At 64.7% G+C, this 24,773-nt stretch carries 16 protein-coding genes; 11 read left to right on the forward strand and 5 right to left on the reverse strand.

Features of this window, described 5'->3' with window-relative positions; genetic code table 11:
* Positions 1–151: 151 nt before the first annotated feature.
* The gene (locus D9V34_RS01635; protein ID WP_121687196.1) at positions 152–2,653 is read right to left on the reverse strand and encodes a M14 family zinc carboxypeptidase; all 2,502 of its coding nucleotides are present in this window, start codon (positions 2,651–2,653) and stop codon (positions 152–154) included.
* A 287-nt stretch (positions 2,654–2,940) separates the two neighbouring features.
* Here D9V34_RS01635 and D9V34_RS01640 point away from each other — a divergent pair, with 287 nt between their 5' ends.
* From D9V34_RS01640 to D9V34_RS01650, 3 genes are all read left to right on the forward strand, one after another.
* Positions 2,941–3,762 (forward strand): sulfurtransferase, encoded by an 822-nt coding sequence (locus D9V34_RS01640; protein ID WP_121687197.1) that lies wholly within the window; start codon positions 2,941–2,943, stop codon positions 3,760–3,762.
* Between the two features lie 46 nt (positions 3,763–3,808).
* The gene (gene hrpA, locus D9V34_RS01645) at positions 3,809–7,672 is read left to right on the forward strand and encodes an ATP-dependent RNA helicase HrpA (RefSeq protein WP_121687198.1); all 3,864 of its coding nucleotides are present in this window, start codon (positions 3,809–3,811) and stop codon (positions 7,670–7,672) included.
* Between the two features lie 274 nt (positions 7,673–7,946).
* Positions 7,947–8,540 carry a flavin reductase family protein gene (locus D9V34_RS01650; RefSeq protein ID WP_121687199.1) on the forward strand — a complete coding sequence of 198 codons (594 nt, stop codon included), beginning with the start codon at positions 7,947–7,949 and terminating at the stop codon, positions 8,538–8,540.
* Between the two features lie 121 nt (positions 8,541–8,661).
* Here the strand turns inward: D9V34_RS01650 and D9V34_RS01655 are convergent, their stop codons facing one another.
* A complete protein-coding gene (locus tag D9V34_RS01655; protein WP_121687200.1) occupies positions 8,662–12,000 on the reverse strand; it encodes a DUF7507 domain-containing protein in 3,339 nt (1,112 codons plus the stop codon).
* A gap of 337 nt (positions 12,001–12,337) precedes the next feature.
* Between D9V34_RS01655 and D9V34_RS01660 the strand changes: the two genes are divergently transcribed.
* From D9V34_RS01660 to D9V34_RS01695, 8 genes are all read left to right on the forward strand, one after another.
* Positions 12,338–13,372 (forward strand): AAA family ATPase, encoded by a 1,035-nt coding sequence (locus tag D9V34_RS01660; RefSeq protein ID WP_121687201.1) that lies wholly within the window; start codon positions 12,338–12,340, stop codon positions 13,370–13,372.
* Between the two features lie 7 nt (positions 13,373–13,379).
* The gene (locus D9V34_RS01665) at positions 13,380–14,255 is read left to right on the forward strand and encodes a DUF58 domain-containing protein (RefSeq protein ID WP_121687202.1); all 876 of its coding nucleotides are present in this window, start codon (positions 13,380–13,382) and stop codon (positions 14,253–14,255) included.
* Complete coding sequence (locus D9V34_RS01670; protein ID WP_121687203.1) at positions 14,242–14,739, forward strand: hypothetical protein; 498 nt, start codon at positions 14,242–14,244, stop codon at positions 14,737–14,739. Before D9V34_RS01665 ends, D9V34_RS01670 begins: the two co-directional genes overlap by 14 nt.
* Positions 14,730–15,719, forward strand: a complete 990-nt coding sequence (locus D9V34_RS01675; protein ID WP_121687204.1) for a vWA domain-containing protein — start codon at positions 14,730–14,732, stop codon at positions 15,717–15,719. The genes D9V34_RS01670 and D9V34_RS01675 overlap by 10 nt, the downstream gene beginning before the upstream one ends.
* Positions 15,716–16,723 (forward strand): vWA domain-containing protein, encoded by a 1,008-nt coding sequence (locus D9V34_RS01680; RefSeq protein WP_121687205.1) that lies wholly within the window; start codon positions 15,716–15,718, stop codon positions 16,721–16,723. The genes D9V34_RS01675 and D9V34_RS01680 overlap by 4 nt, the downstream gene beginning before the upstream one ends.
* A complete protein-coding gene (locus tag D9V34_RS17685; RefSeq protein WP_183091795.1) occupies positions 16,723–17,487 on the forward strand; it encodes a hypothetical protein in 765 nt (254 codons plus the stop codon). The genes D9V34_RS01680 and D9V34_RS17685 overlap by 1 nt, the downstream gene beginning before the upstream one ends.
* Positions 17,481–18,578: a hypothetical protein gene (locus D9V34_RS01690; RefSeq protein WP_121687206.1), complete on the forward strand. Its 1,098-nt coding sequence runs from the start codon at positions 17,481–17,483 to the stop codon at positions 18,576–18,578. Before D9V34_RS17685 ends, D9V34_RS01690 begins: the two co-directional genes overlap by 7 nt.
* 170 nt (positions 18,579–18,748) lie before the next feature.
* Positions 18,749–20,437, forward strand: a complete 1,689-nt coding sequence (locus D9V34_RS01695) for a SpaA isopeptide-forming pilin-related protein (protein ID WP_147441590.1) — start codon at positions 18,749–18,751, stop codon at positions 20,435–20,437.
* Between the two features lie 62 nt (positions 20,438–20,499).
* Here D9V34_RS01695 and D9V34_RS01700 read toward each other — a convergent pair whose 3' ends face one another.
* The 3 genes from D9V34_RS01700 to nrdE all read right to left on the reverse strand — a co-directional run bounded on the left by D9V34_RS01700 (position 20,500) and on the right by nrdE (position 24,753).
* Positions 20,500–21,333 carry a sulfurtransferase gene (locus tag D9V34_RS01700; RefSeq protein ID WP_121687208.1) on the reverse strand — a complete coding sequence of 278 codons (834 nt, stop codon included), beginning with the start codon at positions 21,331–21,333 and terminating at the stop codon, positions 20,500–20,502.
* A gap of 190 nt (positions 21,334–21,523) precedes the next feature.
* Positions 21,524–22,498: a class 1b ribonucleoside-diphosphate reductase subunit beta gene (nrdF, locus tag D9V34_RS01705; RefSeq protein WP_030148332.1), complete on the reverse strand. Its 975-nt coding sequence runs from the start codon at positions 22,496–22,498 to the stop codon at positions 21,524–21,526.
* Between the two features lie 149 nt (positions 22,499–22,647).
* Positions 22,648–24,753 carry a class 1b ribonucleoside-diphosphate reductase subunit alpha gene (gene nrdE / locus D9V34_RS01710; protein ID WP_121687316.1) on the reverse strand — a complete coding sequence of 702 codons (2,106 nt, stop codon included), beginning with the start codon at positions 24,751–24,753 and terminating at the stop codon, positions 22,648–22,650.
* Between the last annotated feature and the right edge of the window lie 20 nt (positions 24,754–24,773).

Raw genomic sequence — 24,773 nt, forward strand, 5'->3', positions numbered from 1 at the left:
TCCCCTCGTCCGGTGTGCAAAGCTCCCCATACTCTAACGGGCCGGATGGGGTAAACCTCCCGACTCAATGCCCGACACCTCACCGCGACTGCGAACGCACAACAGCGCCCCCGACTGCCGAAGCAGCCGGGGGCGCGATGGGTGAGGCGGGTTAGACCTCGCTGCTGCGGCGGCGACGCACAACCAGTGCGGTTCCGGCACCGAGGAGCAGGGTCAGCGCCACCAGGATGCCACCAATTTCGGCACCGGTGTTGGCGATGGAGTGACCCGGGTTCTTCGCCCCGGCGTTATCCACCGGCAGAGCCGAGGAACCCGGCGTCGGCACGGTGGTGGGCGGCGTGGTTCCGCCGTCTACGGCCACCGGGGTGACCTCCACCAGGATCGAAGTGGAGACGCCCTCGAAGGTCGCGGTGATGATGTGCGGGCTGGCGTGCGGGAAGCGCACGGTGTTGCCCACGATCACGTCGCTGGCCACGTCCGAGGTCAGCACCACGCGGTCGCTGAAGTCGGCAATCTGGTTGCCATACTCATCGATTCCCAGCGCGGTGATGGTGATCGTGTCACCCTGCTTGGGTGCCGGAGCGGACAGGCCCAGGTCAAACGTCGACAGCGCGGCGGGCTCGACCGTGAAGGTCAGCTCGGGATTGATGCTTGCCGACCCATTGGCGATGATCAGGGTCGCGGTACTTGTTCCGGCCTTGGTCACGCTTCCGGAGATGACGCCGGTTTCCTGATCGAGCGTCAGCCCCTCGGGCAGGGCACCGTCGAACACCGCATATTCGGCCGGGACCACGGAGGCGGCGTTGAGCTGGATGTTCTGCTCCTCACCGGCGGTCAGGGTGAAGGTGGTGGGTCCCGAGTAGACGGGGGCATCGATCTGCGCGACCTCGGCCGCACGCCACGGTCCCCACTGGCTGGATCCGTTCTTGACCCGGACAAACACCCGGTTGAAGGACGCGTTGTCCCGGGTCACGGCAACGGTTCCCGAGAACGTGGCCTCGGTGCCGGGTGCGGCCACGGTCAGCGGCACGGTCTTGTCAATGCTGTTGCGGTCGTAGGCAACCGCGGCCTCCGCCTCGGTGATGTTGGTGACGGCCGGGCGACGCGCGGCCGAGCGCGGGTCCTTGCCGTAGACATCATCGCTTGCGGTGCCGGTGATCTGAACCGAACCGTTCTCGGCACGCTCCGCGGATACCTCGGTCACCACGCCACCCAGGGTCGCGGTGTACGGTGCGTAGGCTGCCTCGGCGGCGAAGTGAATGCCCGGGGAAACCTTGGCCCAGAAGTCGGCCACTCGGGTGTAGGCGGGGAAGAATCCGCCGGTTGAGGCGGTACCGATCTCGTAGGTGTAGGCGGGGACGCCCAGCTGCGAGTAGATCCAGTCGATGTCGTTTCCGGCGTTGTCATAGAGGATCTCGCCGGCCTTACCGGTCTGGAATCCGCTGGCAAAGGACTGACGGAAGGCGCTGGCCTTGATCGGTGCCAGGTTCGGGACCGCGTCGTTCTTGTCATACGCATACGGGTAGATGACGTAGTCCGAGTAGGAGTGCAGGTTGATGTAGGTGCCCGTGCGGGTATCCGGTGCCGCGGTGGTGCTCTCGGTGCGGTACTCACCAAACAGCTGGGTCAGCAGCGTGGCGAGCTGAGCGGTTTCGGGCTCGGAGGCCGGGGACGGTCCCAGGTAGGTGACCGCGTTGGGGTTGGTGCTGGTGCTCGCGCCACCCCACTTGAAGGCCCAGTTCCGGTTGAGGTCGATCCCGTGCTGCTGGCTGCTCCAGTTGGTGGAGGTCGGGGCAAACAGGGTGTTGTTAGCGTTTTTGCGCTGCCAGGCCTTGGAGCTGTTGGGCGGGGTTGCGTCACCGGCGGCGTTGACCGGGGAGGTTCCCAGCGCGGTTTCCACCTGACGAATGCTGTCGGGGTTGTTCTGGAAGTTGATCCACACCTCGGTGCTGTCCAGCAGTGCGGTCACCTGCGGGTCCACCCCGTAGCCGTTGAGGAGCTCGGTGGCGTAGCGCCAGGCCAGCTCGCTGGTGATGATCTCGCGGGCATGAGCCTGAGCGACCAGCACGAACCGCGGGCGGCCCTCCTGGCCGTCGGTGGGAGCGGGCTGGTTCTTCACGTCGCCGGTGATACGAATCGCGACGAGGTTGCTGCCACCCTTGCCGTTCTTCTTCTCCCAGGACTCGCCAAAGTCGACCCGCTGCACAAGCTCGGGGTAGCTGGTGGCGATGTCGGTGGAGAACTTATCGTAGGCCGCGGCGGTGCGGTACCCACCGAAGTAGGTCTCGTACTCGGTGCCGGCCAGGCGGCCGGGCAGCGGGTAGGTGGGGGCCGCGGCGGCCGCGAAGGAGCGAGCCCGCGGAGCCTGGGCCGGTGCCTGACCGATCGAGGTTGCGTAGGGGGCCGAGCTGATGACCCGTACGCCGCGGGTTGCCAGCAGAGACTCGGTTGCCGGATCGGCGAGGACCACGAGCCCGGCGTCGTTTGCCTCAACGACATCGAGGTCTAAGACCTGGTCTGCGGCGGTGGTCGGGACGGTCAGCAGGAGTGGCCCCGCCTCGTCCGCGACGGCGGCCGCCTGCGGGGCGAGCAAAAGCCCGCCGATCAGGACCGTTGACAGCGCACTGGCCGTAATCAGTCTGTGGAGTGCCATGTGAGTGGTTTTTCCTTTCGGGAGGGTGCGGGAGGGGTATGCCCGGAGGTAAAGCCCACACGTTAGCAACCACGCTGACCCCCCACCGGGTGCCAGGTAACACGGGGTAACCTGGCGTTACATCCGCAGTATTACGGGCTTCATTTCGCTTCCTGAGAGAAACCTTGGTATGAGCTATGCGACACAGTCTTGGGATCAGCTATGCACCGACGCAGAGTCGGCCGTGAAGGGTTACCGCGTATTGCGTGGCCCTCGACGGCGTCGGATGTGCGGGTTAGCGTTGAGGTATGTCTCCCGTATTTGAAAGTCCCGTCGTCTCCACACAGTGGCTCGCCGACCACCTCGGCAGCCCCGCCCTGGTGGTCATCGACGCCACCGTGATGGTGTCCGGAGACGGCGAATATCACTGCGGGCGCGACCACTTTGAGCGCTCCGGCCACATTCCCGGCGCGCGCTTTGCCGACCTGCTGACCGAGTTCTCCCACCCGGATGCACCGGGTCTGCACCGCCCCGATCCCGCCTGCCTGGCCGGCGCGGTTGCCCGCCTGGGCATCTCCACCGATAGCCGCGTGGTTGTGTACGACACCCAGCGTGGCCAGTGGGCCGCCAGGCTGTGGTGGCTGCTGCGCACCACCGGGTTCGACGAGGTTGCGGTGCTGGATGGCGGCCTCACCGCCTGGCTCAGTGAGCACCGCTCGGTGGAAACCGGCGGCGGCTCACGGGTGTCCCAGCTCTCCGACTTTGTGGGGACTCCGCGGCCCGAGCTGTGGGTGGATCCGGTCACCGCCGCCGCGGTCCACGCGGGCTCACCCGAGGTCCTGACCCCGGTCACCGTGGTGTCGGGCTCCAAGCTGGAGCTGCCGCGCACGGGCCCCGGCGATCGGGCACTGAGTGTCCCGCTCACCTCGATCACCCGCTCCAGTGACCACACCCTGGTTTCCGATGCCAAGCTGCGTGAGCTGTACGCCCCCGCACTGCGCTCGGGGCTGCCCATCATCACGGCCGACGGCGGAGAGGTCACGGCGAGCGCCACCGCCCTCGCCCTGGCTCTGGCCGGTGCCCGCGATGTCCGGGTGCTGGATGGAAGGCTGCCGCTGGTTCCGGCCTAGCTAATTTCGGGCGCCCGGCACCCAAAAAGACGTAGAATGGAACGTTATGTCTCCCGTTATTACGTTCCCGGCCGAGCTGCCCGTCTCGCAGAAGCGCACCGATATTTCCGATGCCATTCGCGATCACCAGGTAGTGATCGTTGCCGGTTCCACCGGGTCGGGAAAGACCACCCAGCTGCCGAAGATTTTGCTGGAGCTGGGGCGGGAGAGCATCGGACACACCCAGCCGCGGCGAATCGCCGCGCGCACCATCGCCGAGCGGATCGCCGAGGAGCTGGGCGAGGAGGTCGGTGAGACCGTCGGCTATCAGGTGCGGTTCACCGATAAGGCGAGCGCCAGCACCAAGATCAAGCTGATGACCGACGGTATTCTCCTCAACGAGATCCACCACGACCGCCTGCTCAAGCGCTACGACACGATCATCATCGATGAGGCGCATGAGCGCAGCCTCAACATCGACTTCCTGCTGGGGTACCTCAAGCAACTGCTGCCCAAGCGTCCGGACCTCAAGGTGGTCATCACCTCGGCGACCATCGACCCCGAGTCCTTCTCCAAGCATTTCAACGATGCGCCGATCATTGAGGTGTCCGGCCGCACCTACCCGGTGGAGATCCGGTTCCGCCCGCTGGTGGCGGACGAGAACGCCGATGAGGACGAGGACACCGACACCCCGAGCCGCGATGACCGCAACTACATCGAGGGCATCATCGACGGCCTGGATGAGCTGGCCCGGGAATCCCTCGGCGACGTGCTGGTGTTCCTCTCCGGTGAGGCCGAGATTCGCGACGCCGCCGACGCCCTGCGCGCTCGCTACGCGGGAGCCACGGGGGTCACCGAGATCCTGCCGCTGTATGGCCGGCTGAGCGCCGAGGAGCAGCACCGGGTGTTCCGTCCGGGCAATTCCGCCGGGGTGCGCCGTCGGGTGATTCTGGCGACCAACGTGGCCGAGACCAGCCTCACCGTGCCGGGCATCAAGTACGTGATCGACGCCGGTACCGCCCGCATCTCGCGCTATAGCGTGCGCGCAAAGATCCAGCGACTGCCCATCGAGGCGATCTCGCAGGCCTCGGCGAATCAGCGTTCGGGCCGGACCGGGCGTACCAGCCCGGGTATCGCGATCCGGCTGTACTCGGAGGAGGACTTTAACAAGCGTCCCGAGTTCACCGAGCCCGAGGTGCTGCGCACCAACCTGGCCGCGGTCATCCTGCAGATGGTGTCGCTGGGTCTCGGCGATATCGCCGCGTTCCCGTTCCTCCAGGCCCCCGAGGCCCGCGGAATCAAGGACGGCCTCGACCTCCTCACCGAGCTCGGCGCAATCACCCAGCGCCCGGGTACCACCCCCAAGCTCACCCGGACCGGACGGGATCTCGCCCGGCTGCCGATTGATCCGCGTTTTGCCCGCATGGTGCTGGAATCCAAAAAGCACGGGACGACCCGCGAGGTCATGGCGATCGTGGCCGCGCTGACCATTCAGGATCCCCGCGAGCGCCCGGTGGAGAAGCGTCAACAGGCCGATGAGTTCCACAACCGCTTTGCCGACCCCACAAGCGACTTCCTCAGTCTGCTGGGACTCTGGAACTACCTCGAGGAGAAGCAGAAGGAGCTCTCCTCCAGCGCGTTCCGCCGCATGTGCAAGGCCGAGTTCCTCAACTATCTGCGGGTGCGCGAGTGGCAGGATGTCTATCGTCAGCTGCGCCGCATGGCCTCGCAGCTGGGCCTTCGCGTGGGCGATCCGGCCACCAATCCCGACGGCATCCACCGCTCGATCCTCTCCGGCCTGCTCTCCCAGATCGGCATCAAGGACGAGGCGGCCGCCGCCCAGGCGCAGGCCGCCAAAAAGCGGGGGTCCGCGGCAACCCCCGGCCCGCGCCGCAAGGGCGACTATGTGGGGGCGCGTCAGGCGCGCTTTGTGATTTTCCCGGGATCCGCGCTGATCAAAAAGCAGCCCGATGCGCTGATGGCCGCCGAGCTGGTCGAGACCAGCCGTCTGTTTGCGCGCACGGTCGCCAAGATCGACCCGGCCTGGGCCGAAGCCATCGCCCCGGAGCTCTGCAAGCGCAGCTATTCCGAGCCGCACTGGGAGAAGACCCAGGGCTCGGTGGTCGCCTATGAGAAGGTCACGCTGTACGGGGTGCCCATCATTCCGCGTCGCCGTGTGCAGTACGCGCGCATCGACCTGGAGCTCTCGCGCGATCTCTTTATCCGCCATGCGCTGGTGCAGCGCGAGGCCGATTTCAAGCGCCTGAACCAGACGCTGTTTGCCTTTGATCGGCAGAACGCGGGTCTGCGCCGCGAGCTCGCCGAGCGCGAGGAGCGCACGCGTCGCCGCGACATCCTGTTCGATGACGAGGCCGTGTACGACTTCTATAACGCGCGCATTCCGGCCGAGGTGGCCGATCTGCGCGGGTTTGAAAAGTGGTGGCGCGAGGCCGCGGTCAGCACGCCGAAACTGCTCACCATGCGCGCCGAGGACCTGCTGCCCGAGGACGCCGATGAGATCGATGAGGGCCTGTTCCCGCCGACCTGGTCACAGGGCGATCAGACCCTGAAGCTGCGCTACCGGTTTGAGCCGGGCACCGCCGATGACGGTGTGACCGTGATGGTGCCGCTCGCGCTCCTCCCCCGCCTCTCCCCGATCGGGTTCGACTGGCAGGTGCCGGGTCTGCGGGCCGAGCTGGTGACCGCGCTGCTGAAGTCGCTGCCCAAGCACATCCGACGCAACGTGGTGCCCGCCGCCGACTGGGCTGCGCGCCTGCTCGCCGATCTCCCCACCGAGGTTCCCCAGCCCACCGCGACCCAGGAGGATACGCTGACCGCGCGCCTGGCCATCGCGATCAAGCGTGCCGTGTACATCCCCATTGAGGCGGCCGACTTCGAGCTGGACCGGGTGCCCGACCACCTGAAGATCACCTTCCGGGCGATCGATGAGCGCGGCCGCACCCTGAGCAGCGACAAGGACCTCACCGTCCTGCAGTCACGCCTGGCCACCAAGACCCGCACCCAGGTGGCAAAGGTTGCCCAGGCGCGCACAGCTGATCCGATCGAACGTCGCGGTCTCACCAGCTGGGACTTCGATGAGCTGCCGCGCTTTATCGACAGCGATCAGGGCGGTCACGTGGTGCGCGGATATCCGGCGCTCGTGGACCGCGGCGACAGCGTCGAGGTGCGGATCATGGCCACCGAGGCCGATCAGCTCCGCGAGCTGCCCGGCGGCGTGCGCCGACTGCTGCAACTGCAGACCGCCTCGCCGGTCTCGTACGTGCAGAACCATCTGACCGCCCCGGAAAAGCTCGCGCTGGCCGCGAGCCCGTACCAGAACACCCCGGCACTGTTTGATGACTGCCTCACCGCGTGCATCGACGACGTGCTGCAGCGCGTCGCACCGGGCGGCGCGATCTTCATGCGCGCCGAGTTCGAGAAGGTACGGGACCGGGTGTCCCAGGCCATCATGAACGGCATGTTCGAGACGGTTTCGCTGACCGCCCGCATCCTCACCGCCTCTCGCGAGGCCGATAAGGCGCTGGGTAAGGCGACCAGCCTGACCCTACTGCCGGCGCTGACCGACATGAAGGCACAGCGCGCGGGACTCGTGTTCCCGGGCTTTGTCTCGCGCACGGGCCTTGCCCGGATGCGCGACCTACCGCGCTACCTCTCGGGCATCACTCACCGCGCCTCGCGCCTGGCCGACAATGCCAACCGCGACCGTGCGTGGCAAAACGAGATCGAGACGGCGCAGGCCCGCTTCACCAACGCCGGCGGCACCATCCCACTGCCCGAGCACGCACCGGACCACCTGGTACAGGCCCGCTGGATGCTCGAGGAGTTCCGGATCAGCCTGTTCGCCCAGCACCTCGGCACCAGCCAGTCGGTCTCGCTGCAGCGCATCACCAAGGCCCTGGACCAGCGCTAGTCTGGCGCTCGGCCGGCTTTCGGCAGGCTCTAGACCAGCGCTAGACCACCTTTCGACCGGCGGCAGTCCGGCTCTCATCCACACCGCGGGGCAACCGATGTCCGAGTTGTCCCGCGGATTGTCATTTAGCTTCATATTTCGTCGCATAACTTCGTGCAGTTTGCGACAAAACGAATCGAGGACCATCGTGGAACCTGTATCGCCACAGGCGTCGGGGAATAAAACCCGTCGCACATCGGTATATACCGATATGGATAGAGGAGAACCCGAGCAGATGACTACCGCAGCGAATGTTCTGTCACACGACGCCGACACCGAGGAATCTCCGGCGTTGGGGTTTGATGCGGGCCTCGCACCGGACGAGTTTAAGGCCGCGTTCCGCAACCACCCCGCGGGCGTCGCCGTGGTCACCGCCGATGATGGAACCGGCCCGGTCGCGATGACCGTAACCTCGGTCTTCTCCGTCAGCGCCGACCCGGCCCTGCTCGTCTTCTCGGTGTCCGACCTGTCCTCCAGCGCCAAGACCATCATCGCCGCCGACACCCTCGTGGTGCACCTGCTCGGTGCCGACCAGCTCGACATCGCCAAGCTCGGCGCCACCAGCGGCATCGACCGCTTCGAAGACACCTCGATCTGGTCCCGCCTGATCACCGGCGAACCCTTCTATCCCTCCGCCCAGACCTGGATTCGCGGCCGCGTCGTCAACTCGCTGCGCGCCGGTGCCTCCACCGTCGTTGTGGTGCACGCCCTCCAGGCCAACGCCCCCGAGGCCGGAAGCGTCGAGGCCGACGCCACCGAGTCGCGGCCGCTGGTTTATCACAACCGGACCTGGCACCACCTGGGCGAGCACTCCAACCTCGAGCTCTAACCAACACCCTCGGAAACCAACCGACCCCGCCCACGCGCAACCATCCCCACCTCTCCATAACGAAAGCGGCGGGGCCGAAGCGATTATCGCTTCGGCCCCGCCATTTTCTGTGAAGCCGGAACTAGTTCATTCCCCGCCGACGGCGCAGTCCGTATACGATCGCGCCTCCCAGCAGGAGCGCGATAATTCCGCTCAGCCCAATCAGCGCACCGCCCGGTCCCGCACCGGTCAGAGCTAGTCCCCCACCCGTACCGGGAGCGGTCGGCAGGCCGGGGCCGGTGGATGAATCACCCGAGGGTGATGGGCCGGCCGAAGGACCCGGGCTCGAAGAAGGGTCCGGGCTCGAAGAAGGGTCCGGGCTCGACGAGGGGTCCGGGCTCGTAGAGGGGTCCGGCGTCGGCGTGATGACCACCGGGACCTGGGCTATGTACCAGGACTGATCGGTGGCGGCGGCCGGTTGTTGGTCCGCCGGCAACGGCTTTCCCGATCGCCCGATGGCCACCCCAACCGCCTCCACCCGGTTGTGATATTGCCCGGTAATGGCGGTGGAACTTGCTTCAAACTCGCGTGAGGCCCCCGGTGCCAGCGGACCGGACTCATTCGAAGTCGGGATCAGCGTGCCGGTGCTTCCATCTCCCGCACTCCACTCATCATGCAGGGCCAGACTGTCCAGGGCAATATCGCCGGTGTTGGTAACCGTGTAGGTGAAACGGACGGTATCTCCGGGTCGCACAGGGGCACCTGGTGCAGACTCGAAGTGGTCGCCATTGGTGAGTTTACGCACACTCAGCGCAGGACTCGGATCGGCCACAACGGTGGCTGGATTAGTGTCAAACGACTGGGTTGTGCCCCGATAGATTCCAGCAACGGTCGCCACGTTGATGGACTTCTTGTCCCAGCTCACCGATGCGTTGGTCGGGGTCAGGGTGGAATACTGCAGCGTAAACAGTGTCGCCTCGGGAATATCCCCGAACCTCACACGAAACGCGGTTGCGCCGTGGAAATCGTCACTCCATGTACCGTTACTCGCCGTGGTTGCGTCGGGTGAGTACTGAACGCTGGCACCGGTCGGAAGGCCCTCGACCGCCGAGTCCAGGGTCAGCGAGAAGTCTGATCCGCGCCCGTCCTGTGCCTGCGGAAGCCGGTCAAAGAGGACCGCATCGGTGACCGGTCCGGACAGTGCGTTGACCCCGGAAAGCTGCCAGGTTGACGATTGCCCCGCACGCGTGGTCCCGGATGTACCCCACTCACCGGTAGCCGTGCGCACCTGCTTGGCCAAGATTAGGCCGCCAGCGGCGATCACGTTGGAGGTACCCGTCGCCGTCGCGATTTTTGGCAGTTCAGATTGGAACGCAAACCGGTCGCTCGCGGTGGTCACCCCGTAGGTTGAGGCCAGGGATCGATAGGCGGGATCATTGGTATAGGCCCAGGTGCTCGCGGAGGCGCGCGTTCCCGCATACTGATAAGCCTGAGGCAGCACCTTCACGGGCACATCGTACTGCCACATCCACCGTGCATAGGGCAGCGTGGGCTGCCCGGTGACGCTGAAGGAGGACAGGGTGTCAAAGGTGAAGTGCACAACCTGGTGCACCCCGTCCGCGTCGGTGACGGCCGAAGTCGACACGGTCAACCCATCCCCGGGCCGGGGGATCTTTCGCCCAGTAATGATCTCGGTTTCGGTGACCGGGGTCACCCCCGTGGCTGCGTCGTAGGACACCCCGACGGGAAGTACCAGGTTCAGCACCGAATCGTCAAAGCTTCGAGCTCCCGAATCCCAGTTGGCGATGTTTGCCCGGTAGCTCGCGGTGGACCCTACCGGCAGGGTTGCCGGGGCAATAATATCGGTGGACACCGGGAGCGCATCAACAATGGTGACAGCGGAGGCTGCCTGGCTGGACAGGGTCTCCCCAGAGACGGTGATACCACTCGTGGTGACCTGCTCCTGGTAGGGACCTCCCGCGGTACCCGCCGCCGGGGTGGTGCCGTCCACGACGTTGGCAAATGCGGGCCGGACCACCTTATTAAAGCTCAATTGAGAATCCTGTGGAATGTCGTGCGCTGCCGTACCGAGCACCTGGATTCGCCAGCCGGTGACCCGGTCTCCATCGGCCACCCGAATGGGGTTAGCACCAATGGGGTTTCCATTGGCATCAACCCACACGGAGACGTTTGCCACGGTGGAGGTGTCCCAAGCCGATGAGGAATCAAGCAGCGTCCAGTCGGCATTTTTCTCGGTCTGATAGTAGAAACGCATCGGCAGCTTCAACCCGATCAGGTTGGATGAGACGCCGATATCACCACTGAGGAACTGAAGATGGTTCCAGGCATCGGCATCCTGAGCCGAGGTCCGACTGCTGGATTCCATGGTAAGCGTGCTCAGCTGGTCGCCATCGCCCGAGGGGTTCACGAAGCTCCCCGCGAATGACACACTCTGGTTGACGGCACCGTTGACCAGAGTGCCCGCACCAGCCCAGGACGTGGTGGACTTGGGCTGCGGATCCCGGAGTACCTCACCCTGTGCGGTGGTTGTTGCCGTGGGCATCCGATTTCCTGCCGCGTCGGCAAGGTCCAGTGAAACGGTGTTCACCGGCGGCCTGCTTCCGGTATTGAAGTGCTCGCTGGGGTAGTTAATCGCGAGCCACACCCGCGCCGCGTTTGAGTTGACCTGAGGATCTTGTACGGTTTCCGCGCGATAGGTCGCGGTGGTCGATCCGTCCGTGCCGGTGGCAAACTTCCACTCCCCACCGAGCTCACCGTTGCGCGAGTAGTCAACGACGGTGGAACCCGCCGGCAGAACGTCGGTGAACGTTACTCCGTAGGCAAAAAAGTTGGTTCGGTCATTCCCGGTGGTGTCGCTGACTTTGAAGTTATACGTGACGGTTCGATTATCCGATCCACGTACCGTGGACGCCGTCTTGGTGGGGACGAACTTCTGGGTACCGGTCACGCCGGTCTTGACCTTCTGTGCATCCGGTGCGGTCAGGTCGCCGGGGCTGTTTCCCACGATGCTGGTTGTGAACACCGAGCTAGCGCTCAGGCGATCCAGGTTCTTTGACTGTGTGACGGTGAATCGAAACTCGGAAAGGTTTTGAGTCACCGGTTTGAGGACAAATGTGACCGTGTTTCCGTTGGTCCGGGTCGAGGCGACCGGCGAGGCACCGTCGGTGGGAACCGCGTCGAAGGTGAGGTCCGGATCCAGGGTTGCAGTGAGCTCAACGCCCTCGATTGGTTCGAGTGCCCGGGCGGTGGGAATGCTCAGTGTGACCCCGTAAGAAAACGCCTCATAGGCGCGTACGGATGCGTTGTTGGGGCCCACGATATCGACCGTGTAGTTGGCCGTTGCTGCCCGGGCGGGCGCAGTGAGGACAAAAACGGCGGCGAGCATCGCGAGAACCGTGATCAGGCTCGCAATCGTCCGGGGCACGCGAGAGGGCGGGTAGAGCGGATGAGGGGAGCTCATGCTTCCTCCTGGGTAAGTGCATCGAGCGGTATGCGCAGACGGGGCTCCTATAGCGCCCTCGACACGGGTCGGGTGGGTATGGATTTATGGCACATCGCCCGTAAATAACAGACGTTTTAGTGCGGTGTCCACTCAACCTACCAAATTCGAATACATACTCGCAATTAAAAACTTTCCCCGCCTCCCGCCATTCAACTCCCCAGAGGCGTCCTCGGCTCGACATCCCATGACCGTCCCGGGTATCGTGGCCGAGTGGGCATCCGGGAGGGGAATCCCGGACTCCCCGAATTGTTCCGGGCTCTAAGTCGCCCATCTGCGAAGGGGAATGCCACCAGCTATGACCGAACCAACGCCCGCAGCACCCACGCCGCCCGCTCCGGCCCACGTCATCCCCAACGACGCGGAGATGGCTCGTGCCCGCCAGATCCTGGACGTCATCTCCTCCGCCTATAGTGCGCGCATGGTGGGCCAGGAACGCCTGCGGGTGAGCCTCCTGGTCGGTCTGCTCGCCGGCGGTCACGTGCTCCTGGAGAGCGTCCCAGGACTGGCCAAAACCACCGCCGCGAGCACCCTCGCCGACACCGTCCGGGCACAGTTCCGCCGCATCCAGTGCACCCCCGACCTGCTGCCCAGCGACATCACCGGCAACCAGGTGTTCGACGTGAAAACCGGAAACTTCCGCACGGTCCTCGGCCCGGTGCACGCAAACTTTGTGCTGCTGGATGAGATCAACCGCTCCAGTGCCAAGACCCAGAGTGCGATGCTCGAGGCGATGCAGGAGCGTCAGACCACGATCGGCGGCGAGGTGCACGCGCTGCCGAGTCCGTTCCTGGTCATCGCGACCCAGAACCCGATCGAGCAGGAGGGTACCTATGAGCTCCCCGAGGCTCAGATGGACCGCTTCCTTCTCAAGGAAATTGTGCAGTATCCGAGCCCGGCCGAGGAACTAGAGATCCTCAGCCGGATCGACTCCGGGGTCCTCGACCCGCAGGCCCACGGTGCCGGCGCGGTGGACCTCGACGACGTGGTGTTCCTCCAGGATCTTGCCCGCCGGGTTCACGTGGACCCCGCGATCCGCAGCTACATCGTCTCGCTGATCTATGTGACCAGGCGTCCGGGGGAATACCTCGCCCCCGAGTCCGCCCGCGCCCTGCGCTACGGTGCCAGCCCGCGCGCGAGCATCGCATTCCTCCAGGCCGCGCGTGCACTCGCGCTGCTCTCCGGCCGCAGCTACGTGATCCCCGATGATGTGGTGACCCTGCGCCACCTGGTTCTGCGCCACCGCGTGCTGCTGACCTTCGAAGCCGAGGCCGATGGTATCCGCAGCGAGGACCTGATCGACCAGATCTTCGCGGCCGTCCCCACCCCGTAGGGCCTTCGTGAGCACACTTCTTCGCAAGGTCAAGGCCAGACTGTTTCTGACCTCCCCGTACCGCAGTGCCCACCCGCTTGAGGGTGCGCACGCCGCGGTGCTGCGCGGACGCAGCCTGGATTTTGACGATCTCCGGGTGTATCAGCCGGGAGACGAGGTGCGCGACATCGACTGGCGTGCCAGTGCCCGCAGCAACCAGGTCCTGATCAAGCGCTACATCGCGACCCGGCGTCAGGTGGTGAGCCTGACCCTGGACACCGGGGTGACGATGGACGCCCGGGCGGCCGATGGAACCCGCAAACGCGATCTGGCGCTGCTGATCGCCGGGGTCCTCGGCTACCTTTCGCTGCGCCACGGCGACGAGGTCGGGACCCGCTACGCCACCGAAACCGGTCTGCACCGTCAGCGCGGCGCCACCTCGGAGGGGCGGCTGGAACTGGCCCTGCGGGGTGCCCGTGATCGAGTGGCCGGTGCCGAGTTCACCCGCGAGAAGCTGTTGGAGTCCATCGTCCGTGAGGAGCGCGGCCGCCGTATCCTGACGATCATCACCGATGAGGCACCGATCAGCGCCGCCGAGGAGCGCCAGTTGCGTCGGCTCCGCGTGCAGCACGATCTGGTCTGGATTACCGTGTGCGAAGCCCCGTTGCTCGGGGTTCCGCGAGAAGCCCACGTGGATATCCAGACCGGCTGGGCGATCCCGACCTTCGCCCAGGCCGACACCGCCCTGATCGAGGAGTTGGCACGGGCCGACGCCGCGGAGCGGGAGCGACGCATCGCCTTGCTGAACGCGCTGTCGATCACCAATCTGGAGATCCGCACCGAAGCCGAGGTTGTCCCCGCGCTTCTTGACATGCTGCGACGGAGGCATCGTGCCCGTCGATAACAACCTGTACCCGCCCTATCAGTACCTGCCCGGCTGGTTTTTTCTGGCCCTCGGGGTTGTGATCCTCGCGGTGGTGGCAATCCTCATCGTCGCCCGGCTGACGCGCCCCCTCATCGAGCCGCCCCAGGGGCCCCCGGTCCCCGCCACCGATCCGGCCACGCTGACCGCCCAGGCCTACGGGGCGTTGCGCGCCGAGTACTTCGGCCGGCTCGATCAGATTGAGTCCGAGTATCGCGCGGGCACCCTACAGCCCCACGATGTGCACGCCCGGCTGAGCGGTCTGGTGCGCGCCTATGTGAACGAGTACAGCGGTCTGGAAGCTCCCGTTCTGACCTTCACCGAGCTCTCCCGTCGGGGAGTCCCGCCGGTACTGTTGGATGCGCTGGGACGCTACTACTACCCCAGCCAGTTTGATCCGCACACGATGGTGGATCCCCTCGCCGGCATCGCTATCGCTCGTCAGGTGGTGACCACATGGACCTAGCATCCCCCTGGCTGCTGCTGATCACCCTGCTCATTCTCGGAGTCTCAATCACCGCCGGAATCCTGCTGGGCCGGCGAGATCCCGCCGCACGTCCCGGCACCGATCCGGTTGCCGTATCCCGCACCGACCGGCTGCGCGCGCTCCCCCGCTTCACCTCGGTCGTGCGCTCTCGAACCCGGGTTCTCGCCGGAATCCTGGTGCTGGGGTTTGTGGCGATCATCTTTGGCGGCATCCTGATGGCCCGTCCAACCACCGAATCGGTGACCCGACCGCTGTCGCATAACCGGGACATCATGCTGTGCCTGGACGTCTCGGGCTCGATGACCGACGTGGACGCCGAGGTCATCGACACCTTCCTGGAACTCAGCAAGGGATTTGATGGCGAGCGGATCGGCCTGACGATCTTCAACAGCTCGGCCGCCCAGGTGTTCCCGCTGACCGATGACTATAAACTCGTCCGCGAGCAGCTCACCGCGATGCGAAAATCCCTCACCGATGACACCAGCCTTACCCCCGACTATTGGAAGGGCACGCTCAACGGAACCGGGGCCTCGCTGATCGGTGACGGTCTGGCCGCCTGCGCGCTGCGCTTTGACCACATCGAAACCGACCGTTCCCGCTCGCTCATCTTCGCGACCGATAACGAGGAGTACGGGGCCTCAATCGTGAGCCTCGAGGAGGCCGCGGGCTACGCCACCAATAAGCAGATTCGTGTCTTCACGCTCAACCCGGTTGATGGGAACAACGCGAGCAACACGGATCGCCTGCGTGCGGCCACCGAGAGCACCGGCGGCGCGTACTATCCGCTGCGCGCGACCACCGCCGTGAGCGATATCATCGCCCAGGTTCAGTCGTCTCAGGCGCGGGCGCTGCGCGGGGAACCGCGCGTGATCCGGACCGATGATCCGGCCCTGTGGTCCGTGGCTCTGCTGATTGCCGGTGGCGGCTTTGTGGTGCTGGTGTGGAGGTTCCGACTGTGATTTTTCAACCGGTCCTTCATCCGGCCCTGCTGCTGGTGTTCCTGATTCCCATCGTTGTGCTCGCGGCCATCGGGCTGGGACGCTCGAGCGCGCCCTCCGAGCGCTGGCGCTGGGTGGGGCGGATCGGGATGGCGGTGCTGCTGGCCACAATCCTGCTGCGCCCGGGGCTGCCCGGTGGTAGCGCCGAAACCCTCAGCGCCAACACCGACGTCCTGCTCGTGGTGGATACCACCGCGAGCTCGATTGCCGAAGACTGGGGCAGCGACCATCAGCCCCGAATGGACGCGATCAAGAAGGACATCCAGGCGGTCATGGACCGTTATCCCGGTGCCCGCTTCGGCCTGATCAGCTTCGACCGTGAGGCCGAGATGCGGGTACCGATCACCGCCGACACCACTGCGTTGCGCTCGGCCCTGGATGGGCTGACCCCCGAGGTGACCCAGAACTCGCGCGGGACAAGCATCGGGGTGGCCGCCCCGCTACTCAAGGACGCGCTAGACCTGATCCGCAACTCCACCGAGGCCCGCGGACGCATGGTGTTCTACTTCGGTGACGGCGAGCAGACGGCGGATTCCACCCCCGAGAGTTTCGCCGACTCAGCCAAGCTCACCGATGGCGGCATGGTGCTGGGCTACGGGACGAAGCAGGGTGGCAAGATGCGCCAGACCACCGGCACCGTGGACGGCGGTGCGGCACCCTACATTGAGTATCAGGGGCAGCCTGCGCTCTCGGTCATCGATCAGGACAACCTGCGTACCATCGCCACAGAGCTCGGGGTGAAGTATGAGCTGCGCGAGCCGGGCAAAAAGCTGGCGCTCCCCGATCCTCCGACCACCACCACCTCGGGTACCGCGAGCACGGGAGGCCACGTGGGCACGGCAATCGAACTGTATCCGTATGCGGCGGGACTGCTCGCCGCACTGCTGGGCGTCGAAATGGCAAACGCCCTGGCCCAGCTGATCCGACTGCGCCGCGGTGCCCTCGCGGCGAGAAAGGAACACTGATGTCCACATCGGCGCGCACGGTAGCCCAGCGCAACGTTCGTCGCGCCCGCGTGCGGCTGTGGACCGCGGTCGGAGCGCTGCCGTTCCTGCTGGCGGGATTGCTGCTGGTGATCAAGATCCTCAGCATCTACGCTTTTGCGCACCTGTCCCTGCTCAACGTGCACGCCGAGCGCTATACGGAGAGTGCGGCGGCTGCTCGGGGACTCTCCCCCGTGAATATCTTCGAGCCGTTCAAGGCCCCCTTCGATCTGAGTGTGGGCCTGGCTGAGGATGGGCTTTTGACGGAGTCCCGGGAACAGCTGGAGGCGGCGCTGCCCCGCACCCCGGGCCTGGCGATCTGCACGGTGCGGATCAACCTGGCGATGGTGATCGAACGCCAGGGTGATCGAGCCACCCAGGAAAAGGATGTTCCCGGCGGGCAGAAGTTCTATCAGGAGGCGCTGAAAACCATCGTGGAGACCTCGCCGAAGTGCCGCACCCCCGAGGCCGATCGGGCATCCTCCGATCCCTCGCGCAGCATGGATTCGAGCCTCACCACCACCGAGGAATCCATCCGCAGCAAGATTCTGCCGCCTCCGCCGCCGGACCAGGGTGGCGGCTCGGACTCCCCGCCACCGCCGCCCGAGGAGACCCCGCCACCGCCGCCCGGACCCTCGGATGATCAGTTGGACAAGCTCAAGAAGCAGCTCGAACAGGGTGATCAGGAGCGGGGCAACGGCGGCAATGAGCAGGGCGGCACCCCGGATACGGAGCGACCATGGTAACCCGCAACGATCCCTACCTGGGTGGTAGCGAGGGAGCACCTCCGCCCCCGCCGCCCGGTGGCTATCGCGGCAACACACGGGTTTCTCGGATGATGCGTCCGGCGGCACCCCCGCTGCCCGCGCCCGTGGCACCCGCGCTGCCGGCACCGCGTCCGAGTTCGTCGCGGGCCGCGAAGATTGTCAGCGCGGTGGTACTCGCGCACGCACTGTGGCTGCTGTTTCGTCTGCTCCTGCCCGGTGCCAGCAGCTACTACTTCACGATCGGTGCCATCACCGTGCAGGTGCTGATGCTGATCGCCGCCATCGTGATCCTGGTGGGGCCACGTGGGCGTCGACTGGGCACGATCGCGCTGGTCGTAACGCTGTTTATCAACGTGGCAACGGTCGGCTCGGTGTCAGCGCTGGAGAGCGCCCAGAGCGGGAACTACGACGACTATAAAACCTCCGAGCAGCGTAAATGGAACGCCTATCCGGGGATCCGCGGGGTTGATCCCGCCGAGATCCTCGACAAGCCCTCACTTGAGGAAAACATCGCGCGCACCGATGACCTGAACGCCAAATTGCGGGCGGCCCTCACCACCGAGTTCGGCATCACCTGGACGATGCACGGTGAAAACACCCTGCGCAATAACCGCAACGGGTACGGGGGCGAGTCGATGCTGGTGGACCGCAGCGGTCCGGTGTGGACGAGCGATCGCCCTATGCAGTCGGTGGCCGATAAGCGTCGACTTCGAGACGTGGTGAACCGCGTGATGCTGCAAAACGGGGTCTCCCGCACCATCGTGCTGAGCGATCCCAGCTATCAGTCCGATCCCGGCAACCTGGAGCGTTTCTACGGCAGTGCAAACCCCGATCAGCAGCACACCTGGTCGATGGTTTCGGTGGATCGGCAGGTCACGTTCTACATCGACGTCCAGATCTTCGATCTTTCCCAGGACCCCACCGGAGCCTTCCGCACCGAGCGCGAGGGCCAGTCTGCCCGCGACGGTACCCCACTTGAGGGCGTGCAGATCTCGGCTCGCGGCTACGAACTCCTGAGCGCGGACAAGCGGGACGAGTTCATCGCCAAACTCAAAACTTTCGGGCAATAGAAATTTACTGTGTTCTCGTCATAAAACCGTGACGGGTGGATCTTGTTGTAATGAACCGGCCCCAAATTCCGGTTCCGGCGTTGTGCCCCGAAGCATGCCCCCTGCATGCGTCGCGGGGCACAACGTCGTTATCGATGGGGCCCCTCATCTACAGACTGGACACTCAGTACATGACCCTTGTGAATCGCTCTTCTCGAAAACGGCTGTCGGCACGCAGGCTCTTGACCGGCGGAATTTTGGCGGCGTTTGCGACACTGTCGATCGGTCTTGCGGTACCCGCTTCCGTTCAGGCCGCCGAGCCTCAGCCGCAGGGTTGTGGTTACGGCACGGGTGGTCCCCTGGCAGAGACCATCTGCTGGCTCGACATGGCGCAGTTTGACTCCGCCCAGGCGCAGACCCCACAGGGCCAAGCAATGTCGGTGGACCTACCCGGCGGAGTGACCATGAGTTTCACGGCCAGGCTGGCCGCGGGTGCGGACGGGCTGCGTCCGCTCGCTCCGGCGGCGCTGCCCACCTGGTCCGGTACCCCCATTGGTAACAGCGCGTACGTGGGCACCCCGGGTAAGCCGGCGCTCTATCAGGTGCCCGGGCGCAATGGCGGGTGGCTTGGCGAGGTGACCCTAGACAACATTTCGGTGTCGCGCAACGGCGTTCCGCAGACCGCGGGTTATGCGTTTGTCATGGCTGATGCTGAGTCCAGCAACAAGTTCGAGGGGCTGCGGTTCACCTCCACATCCCCGATCGCTCAAATTGCCAATATCACTCCGGCTGGCTACCAGCCCGCGTGTGGTGCCAAGCTCTCGGGGTTGGGAACCAACCAGGTGACCTGCATGGGGCAGGGTGTACGCAATGCCGGAGACATCGTGACCTCAACCGAGAGCCCCACCCGGGTGAGTATCGCCCTCCACAACGACAACGATCCGGTGGGCAATGTGAACACCACCCGACAGGGCATGGCGTTCGGTGTGATGTTCTCGAAGGTTCAGGTCACCAAGGTGGTTGAAAGCCGCTACGATTCCACGGACCAGTTCACCGTTTCCACCACGGAGGCGTCAACCGGCGCCGCCATCGGACGTGCCACCACCACCGGCACAGAGACCGGAGCCACCACCGGAGAATCCACCATTTTGACCCAGGTGGACGGTACAAATGTGACCTTCGCCGAGAAGATCTCGGGCGACACCGGGGCCACGCTGGACCACTACCGCTCGCAGTGGGCGTGCACCCGCAATGGCAATGCCGTGCCCGCTGATCAGCTGGCCGAGGGCGGAACCGCGGCAACCGTCACCCTGAGCGTGAGTGTGGGAGACTTCGTCGCCTGCACGGTCACCAACACGGCCAAGCTCGGTTCGGTGACCTGGAATAAGGTGGATCGCGATTCTCAGCGTCTCGCCGGCTCCGAGTGGGCCCTGACCTCCCCCGATGGGACCGTCACCACCATCGTTGATAACGGTGCTGTAGATGAAAATCCCGCGGTGGGCGAACTCTCGGTAAGCGGTCTGCCGTGGGGGCAGTACCGACTCGAGGAGACGCGTGCTCCCGAAGGCTTCGAGCGGATGACCGATGTGCTGACCTGGAATGTGGATGGCGAGCACCAGGCGGTCGCACTGGGCGATATTGTGAACCTGCCCTCGCAGCCGCCGGTTCCCTCCGATCCGCCGTCGACCCCGCCGGCAGTGCCGCCGACACCGACCGTTCCGCCTACCACCCCGCCGGGATCACCGACGCCCACTCCGTCGACCCCGCCTGGCCTAGCATCGACCGGTGCCGAGGGAGTTCTGCCGATGGTTCTGGTGGGTGGCATTGCGCTTCTCGCGGGGATCGGGCTGACCATCCGCCGTCGCGCTCAGCGAGGATAGTCTTCCCTCGGTAAAAACCCGCCGCTACGTTTCGCGTAGCGGCGGGTTTTTGGTGAATCGAGCTAGGCGCCGGTGGCGACCGGACGCTGGGGATCACGCGACCAGGCGCTCCAGGATCCGGCAAAGATCGCCGCGGGCAGTCCCGCCTCGGACAGGGCCAGGGCCGTGTGGGCGGCAGTGATGCCCGACCCGCAGGTGGTTCCGATCTGTGCTCCGGGTACCGCACCAACACCGGCGAATACCGCGCGCAGGCGCTCGGGATCCAGGAATCGACCATTGTCCAGATAGGTTCCCGAGGGGAGGTTGACGGCACCGGGGATGTGTCCCGCGCGGGGGTCCATCGGCTCACTCTCGCCGCGGAAGCGCTCCCCCGCACGCGAGTCGATCAGCACGCCCGAGGTCGCCAGGGCTGCGGCCGCATCGGCGTCCAGGACGGCGTTCTGGCCGAGCTCGGTGAGCACCAGGGTTCCGGGTTCGGCCGTCACCTCGCCGGTTTCCAGTGCCCGGTCCTCGGCCGTCCAGGCGGCAAGGCCCCCGTCCAAGACGCGCAGGCTGACAAACCCGGCGTCGGCCAAAACCCACCACGCTCGTGCGGCGGGAAGGGAGGCAAACGTGTCATAAGCCACCACCGTGTCGCCGGGGTTCAACCCCCACCGGGTCACGGCGGTGTTGAGGATGCCCAGGGTCGGCAGCGGATGCCGCCCGAGCGCGGGATCCCCGTCGGGATCGGCCAACTCGGTATCGAGATCGACATACACGGCACCCGGGATGTGTCCGGACAGATAGTCGTCGTGTCCATTGGGCTTGTCCAGACGCCAACGCACATCCAGCACGCGAACGGGGGTTTCGGATTCCAGAAGGGCAGCCAACTCGGCCGCGCTGATGAGGTTGCTCATGAGCCCACAGTAGTGCGCCCCGGCTGGGATAGTGCCGTCACAGAACCACACTAAGAAGATTCCGCGAGCGGGGATGCCCCGTGACTGGCACGTGTGACCGTCCTGCCGCGGAGCCGGCGTCACAAGCGACGCCCCCTCCCGAAACCCGCGAATTGCGGTCCGGAAGGGGGCGTTGACATGTTGAGGAGACTTAGAAGTCCCAGTCCTCATCCTCGGTCACAACGGCCTTGCCGATGACGTAGGAGGAACCCGAGCCACTGAAGAAGTCGTGGTTCTCATCGGCGTTCGGCGAGAGGGAGGACAGGATCGCCGGGTTCACGTCGGTGACGGTCTTCGGGAACATGGCCTCGAAACCGAGGTTCATCAGCGCCTTGTTGGCGTTGTAGTGCAGGAACTTCTTAACGTCCTCGGTCAGGCCCACGGAGTCGTAGAGGTCCTGCGTGTAGTGAACCTCGTTCTCGTACAGTTCATACATCAGGTTGAACGTGTAGTCCTTGAGCTCCTGCTGACGCTCCGGGGTCTCCTTGTTGAAACCGATCTGGAACTTGTAGCCGATGTAGTACCCGTGCACGGCCTCGTCACGAATGATGAGGCGGATCAGGTCTGCGGTGTTGGTGAGCTTCGCACGGCTCGACCAGTACATCGGCAGGTAGAAGCCCGAGTAGAACAGGAAGGACTCCAGCAGGGTCGAGGCGACCTTACGCTTCAGGGGGTCGTCACCGTGGTAGTAGTCCAGAATGATCTGGGCCTTCTTCTGCAGGTGCGGGTTCTCGGTGGACCAACGGAAGGCCTCATCGATCTCCTTCGTCGACGCCAGGGTCGAGAAGATCGAGGAATACGACTTGGCGTGCACCGACTCCATGAACGCAATGTTCGTGTAGACGGCCTCCTCGTGCGGGGTCAGCGCATCCGGGATCAGCGAGACGGCGCCCACGGTGCCCTGGATGGTGTCCAGCAGGGTCAGACCGGTGAACACACGCATGGTGAGGAGCTTTTCCTCGGGGGTCAGCGTGGCCCAGGACTGCACGTCATTCGACAGCGGCACCTTCTCGGGCAGCCAGAAGTTGTTGACGAGGCGGTTCCACACCTCGACGTCCTTCTCGTCTTCGATGCGGTTCCAGTTGATCGCCTGGACGGCGTTCACCAGCTTCAGTTTCTCGGACACGTTTTTCCTTTACCTACGATCAGAAATCAAATGCTATCGGTACGGGGGTGCCGCGTGCACGTCCGGGGACGTGCACGCGGCGCAGCGGGGGCTGCCTGGCTTCGGATGAAGCGTGTTACAGCATGCGCGCTGTTACAACATGCACTCTGTTAGAGCATGCAGCTGACGCAGCCGTCAACCTCGGTACCCTCGAGCGCGAGCTGGCGCAGACGGATGTAGTAGATCGTCTTGATGCCCTTGCGCCATGCGTAGATCTGAGCCTTGTTGATGTCGCGGGTGGTGGCGGTGTCCTTGAAGAACAGCGTCAGCGACAGGCCCTGGTCCACGTGCTGGGTGGCGGCGGCGTAGGTGTCGATGATCTTCTCGGCACCGATCTCATACGCATCCTGGTAGTAGTCCAGGTTGTCGTTGGTCATGAACGGCGCGGGGTAGTACACGCGGCCGAGCTTGCCTTCCTTGCGGATCTCGATCTTCGAGGCGATCGGGTGGATCGACGAGGTCGAGTTGTTGATGTAGGAGATCGAACCGGTCGGCGGTACGGCCTGCAGGTTCTGGTTGTAGATACCGTGCTTCATGACGGAGTCCTTGAGCTCGGCCCAGTCGGCCTGGCTGGGGATCTCCACCGAGGAGTTTGCGAACAGCTCGCGCACCCGCTCGGTCTCGGGCAGCCACTCCTGGGTCAGGTACTTCTCGAAGAACGCACCCGATGCGTAGGTGGAGTTCTCGAAGCCCTCGAAGGTCACGCCACGCTCGATGGCGATCTTGTTGGAGGCACGCAGCGCGTGGAACAGCACCGTGTAGAAGTAGATGTTGGTGAAGTCGATGCCCTCTTCGCTGCCGTAGAACACGCGCTCACGAGCGAGGTATCCGTGCAGGTTCATCTGGCCGAGGCCGATCGCGTGGGACTTGTCGTTACCGTCCTCGATCGAACGCACCGAGGCGATGTGGCTCTGGTCGGACACTGAGGTCAAACCGCGAATGGCGGTCTCGATGGTCAGGCCGAAGTTCGGCGAGTCCATCGCCAGGGCGATGTTCAGCGAGCCGAGGTTGCAGGAGATGTCCTTACCGATTTCCTTGTACGACAGGTCGTCGTTGTAGGTGGTCGGGGTGTTGACCTGCAGGATCTCCGAGCAGAGGTTCGACATGTTGATCCGGCCGGCGATGGGGTTCTCGCGGTTCACCGTGTCTTCAAACACGATGTACGGGTAGCCCGACTCGAACTGGATCTCGGCGATGGTCTGGAAGAATTCACGCGCGTTGATCTTGGTCTTCTTGATCCGCGAGTCGTCCACCATCTCGTGGTACTTCTCGGTGATCGAGATGTCGCCGAAGGGGATGCCGTACACGCGCTCGACGTCGTACGGGGAGAACAGGTACATGTCCTCACCCTTCTTGGCCAGCTCGAAGGTGATGTCCGGAACGACAACACCCAGCGACAGGGTCTTGATGCGGATCTTCTCATCGGCGTTTTCACGCTTGGTGTCGAGGAAGGACATGATGTCCGGGTGGTGGGCGCTGAGGTAGACGGCACCGGCACCCTGACGCGCACCGAGCTGGTTGGCGTAGGAGAAGGAGTCTTCCAGCAGCTTCATCACGGGGATGATGCCCGAGGACTGGTTCTGGATCTGCTTGATCGGGGCGCCGGCCTCACGAATGTTCGAGAGGGACAGGGCCACGCCACCGCCGCGCTTGGAGAGCTGCAGCGAGGAGTTGATGCCGCGCGAGATCGACTCCATGTTGTCTTCGATCCGCAGCAGGAAGCAGGAGACGAGCTCGCCGCGCTGTGCCTTACCGGAGTTCAGGAAGGTGGGGGTCGCGGGCTGGAAGCGGCCGGCGATGATCTCCTCAACCAGGTTGGTCGCCAGGGCTTCATCGCCATCGGCCAGACCCAGTGCGGTCATCACCACGCGGTCCTCGAAACGCTCCAGGTAGCGCTTTCCATCGAAGGTCTTCAGCGTGTAGGAGGTGTAGTACTTGAACGCGCCCAGGAAGGTCGAGAAGCGGAACTTCTTCGAGTAGGCGAGATCGTTCAGACCGGTGATGAACTCGAAGGAGTACTTGGCAATGACCGCGGGGTCGTAGTATTCCTTCTCCACCAGGTAGTCCAGACGCTCCTTGAGCGAGTGGAAGAACACGGTGTTCTGGTTCACGTGCTGCAGGAAGAACTCACGGGCTGCTTCGCGATCCTTGTCGAACTGGATGTTGCCATCCGCGTCGTACAGGTTGAGCATCGCGTTCAGCGAGTGGTAGTCCATGCCCTGCGCTACCGGTGACT

The sequence above is a fragment of the Mycetocola lacteus genome (genome assembly GCF_003667575.1).
GTDB classification, from domain to species: Bacteria; Actinomycetota; Actinomycetes; order Actinomycetales; family Microbacteriaceae; genus Mycetocola; species Mycetocola lacteus.

Coding starts and splice junctions, on each gene's coding strand:
- D9V34_RS01635 (WP_121687196.1), bottom strand. CDS start 2,653: ATGGCACTCCACAGACTGATTACGGCCAGTGCGCTGTCAACGGTCCTG.
- D9V34_RS01640 (WP_121687197.1), top strand. CDS start 2,941: ATGTCTCCCGTATTTGAAAGTCCCGTCGTCTCCACACAGTGGCTCGCC.
- hrpA (WP_121687198.1), top strand. CDS start 3,809: ATGTCTCCCGTTATTACGTTCCCGGCCGAGCTGCCCGTCTCGCAGAAG.
- D9V34_RS01650 (WP_121687199.1), top strand. CDS start 7,947: ATGACTACCGCAGCGAATGTTCTGTCACACGACGCCGACACCGAGGAA.
- D9V34_RS01655 (WP_121687200.1), bottom strand. CDS start 12,000: ATGAGCTCCCCTCATCCGCTCTACCCGCCCTCTCGCGTGCCCCGGACG.
- D9V34_RS01660 (WP_121687201.1), top strand. CDS start 12,338: ATGACCGAACCAACGCCCGCAGCACCCACGCCGCCCGCTCCGGCCCAC.
- D9V34_RS01675 (WP_121687204.1), top strand. CDS start 14,730: ATGGACCTAGCATCCCCCTGGCTGCTGCTGATCACCCTGCTCATTCTC.
- D9V34_RS17685 (WP_183091795.1), top strand. CDS start 16,723: ATGTCCACATCGGCGCGCACGGTAGCCCAGCGCAACGTTCGTCGCGCC.
- D9V34_RS01690 (WP_121687206.1), top strand. CDS start 17,481: ATGGTAACCCGCAACGATCCCTACCTGGGTGGTAGCGAGGGAGCACCT.
- D9V34_RS01695 (WP_147441590.1), top strand. CDS start 18,749: ATGACCCTTGTGAATCGCTCTTCTCGAAAACGGCTGTCGGCACGCAGG.
- D9V34_RS01700 (WP_121687208.1), bottom strand. CDS start 21,333: ATGAGCAACCTCATCAGCGCGGCCGAGTTGGCTGCCCTTCTGGAATCC.
- nrdE (WP_121687316.1), bottom strand. CDS start 24,753: ATGGACTACCACTCGCTGAACGCGATGCTCAACCTGTACGACGCGGAT.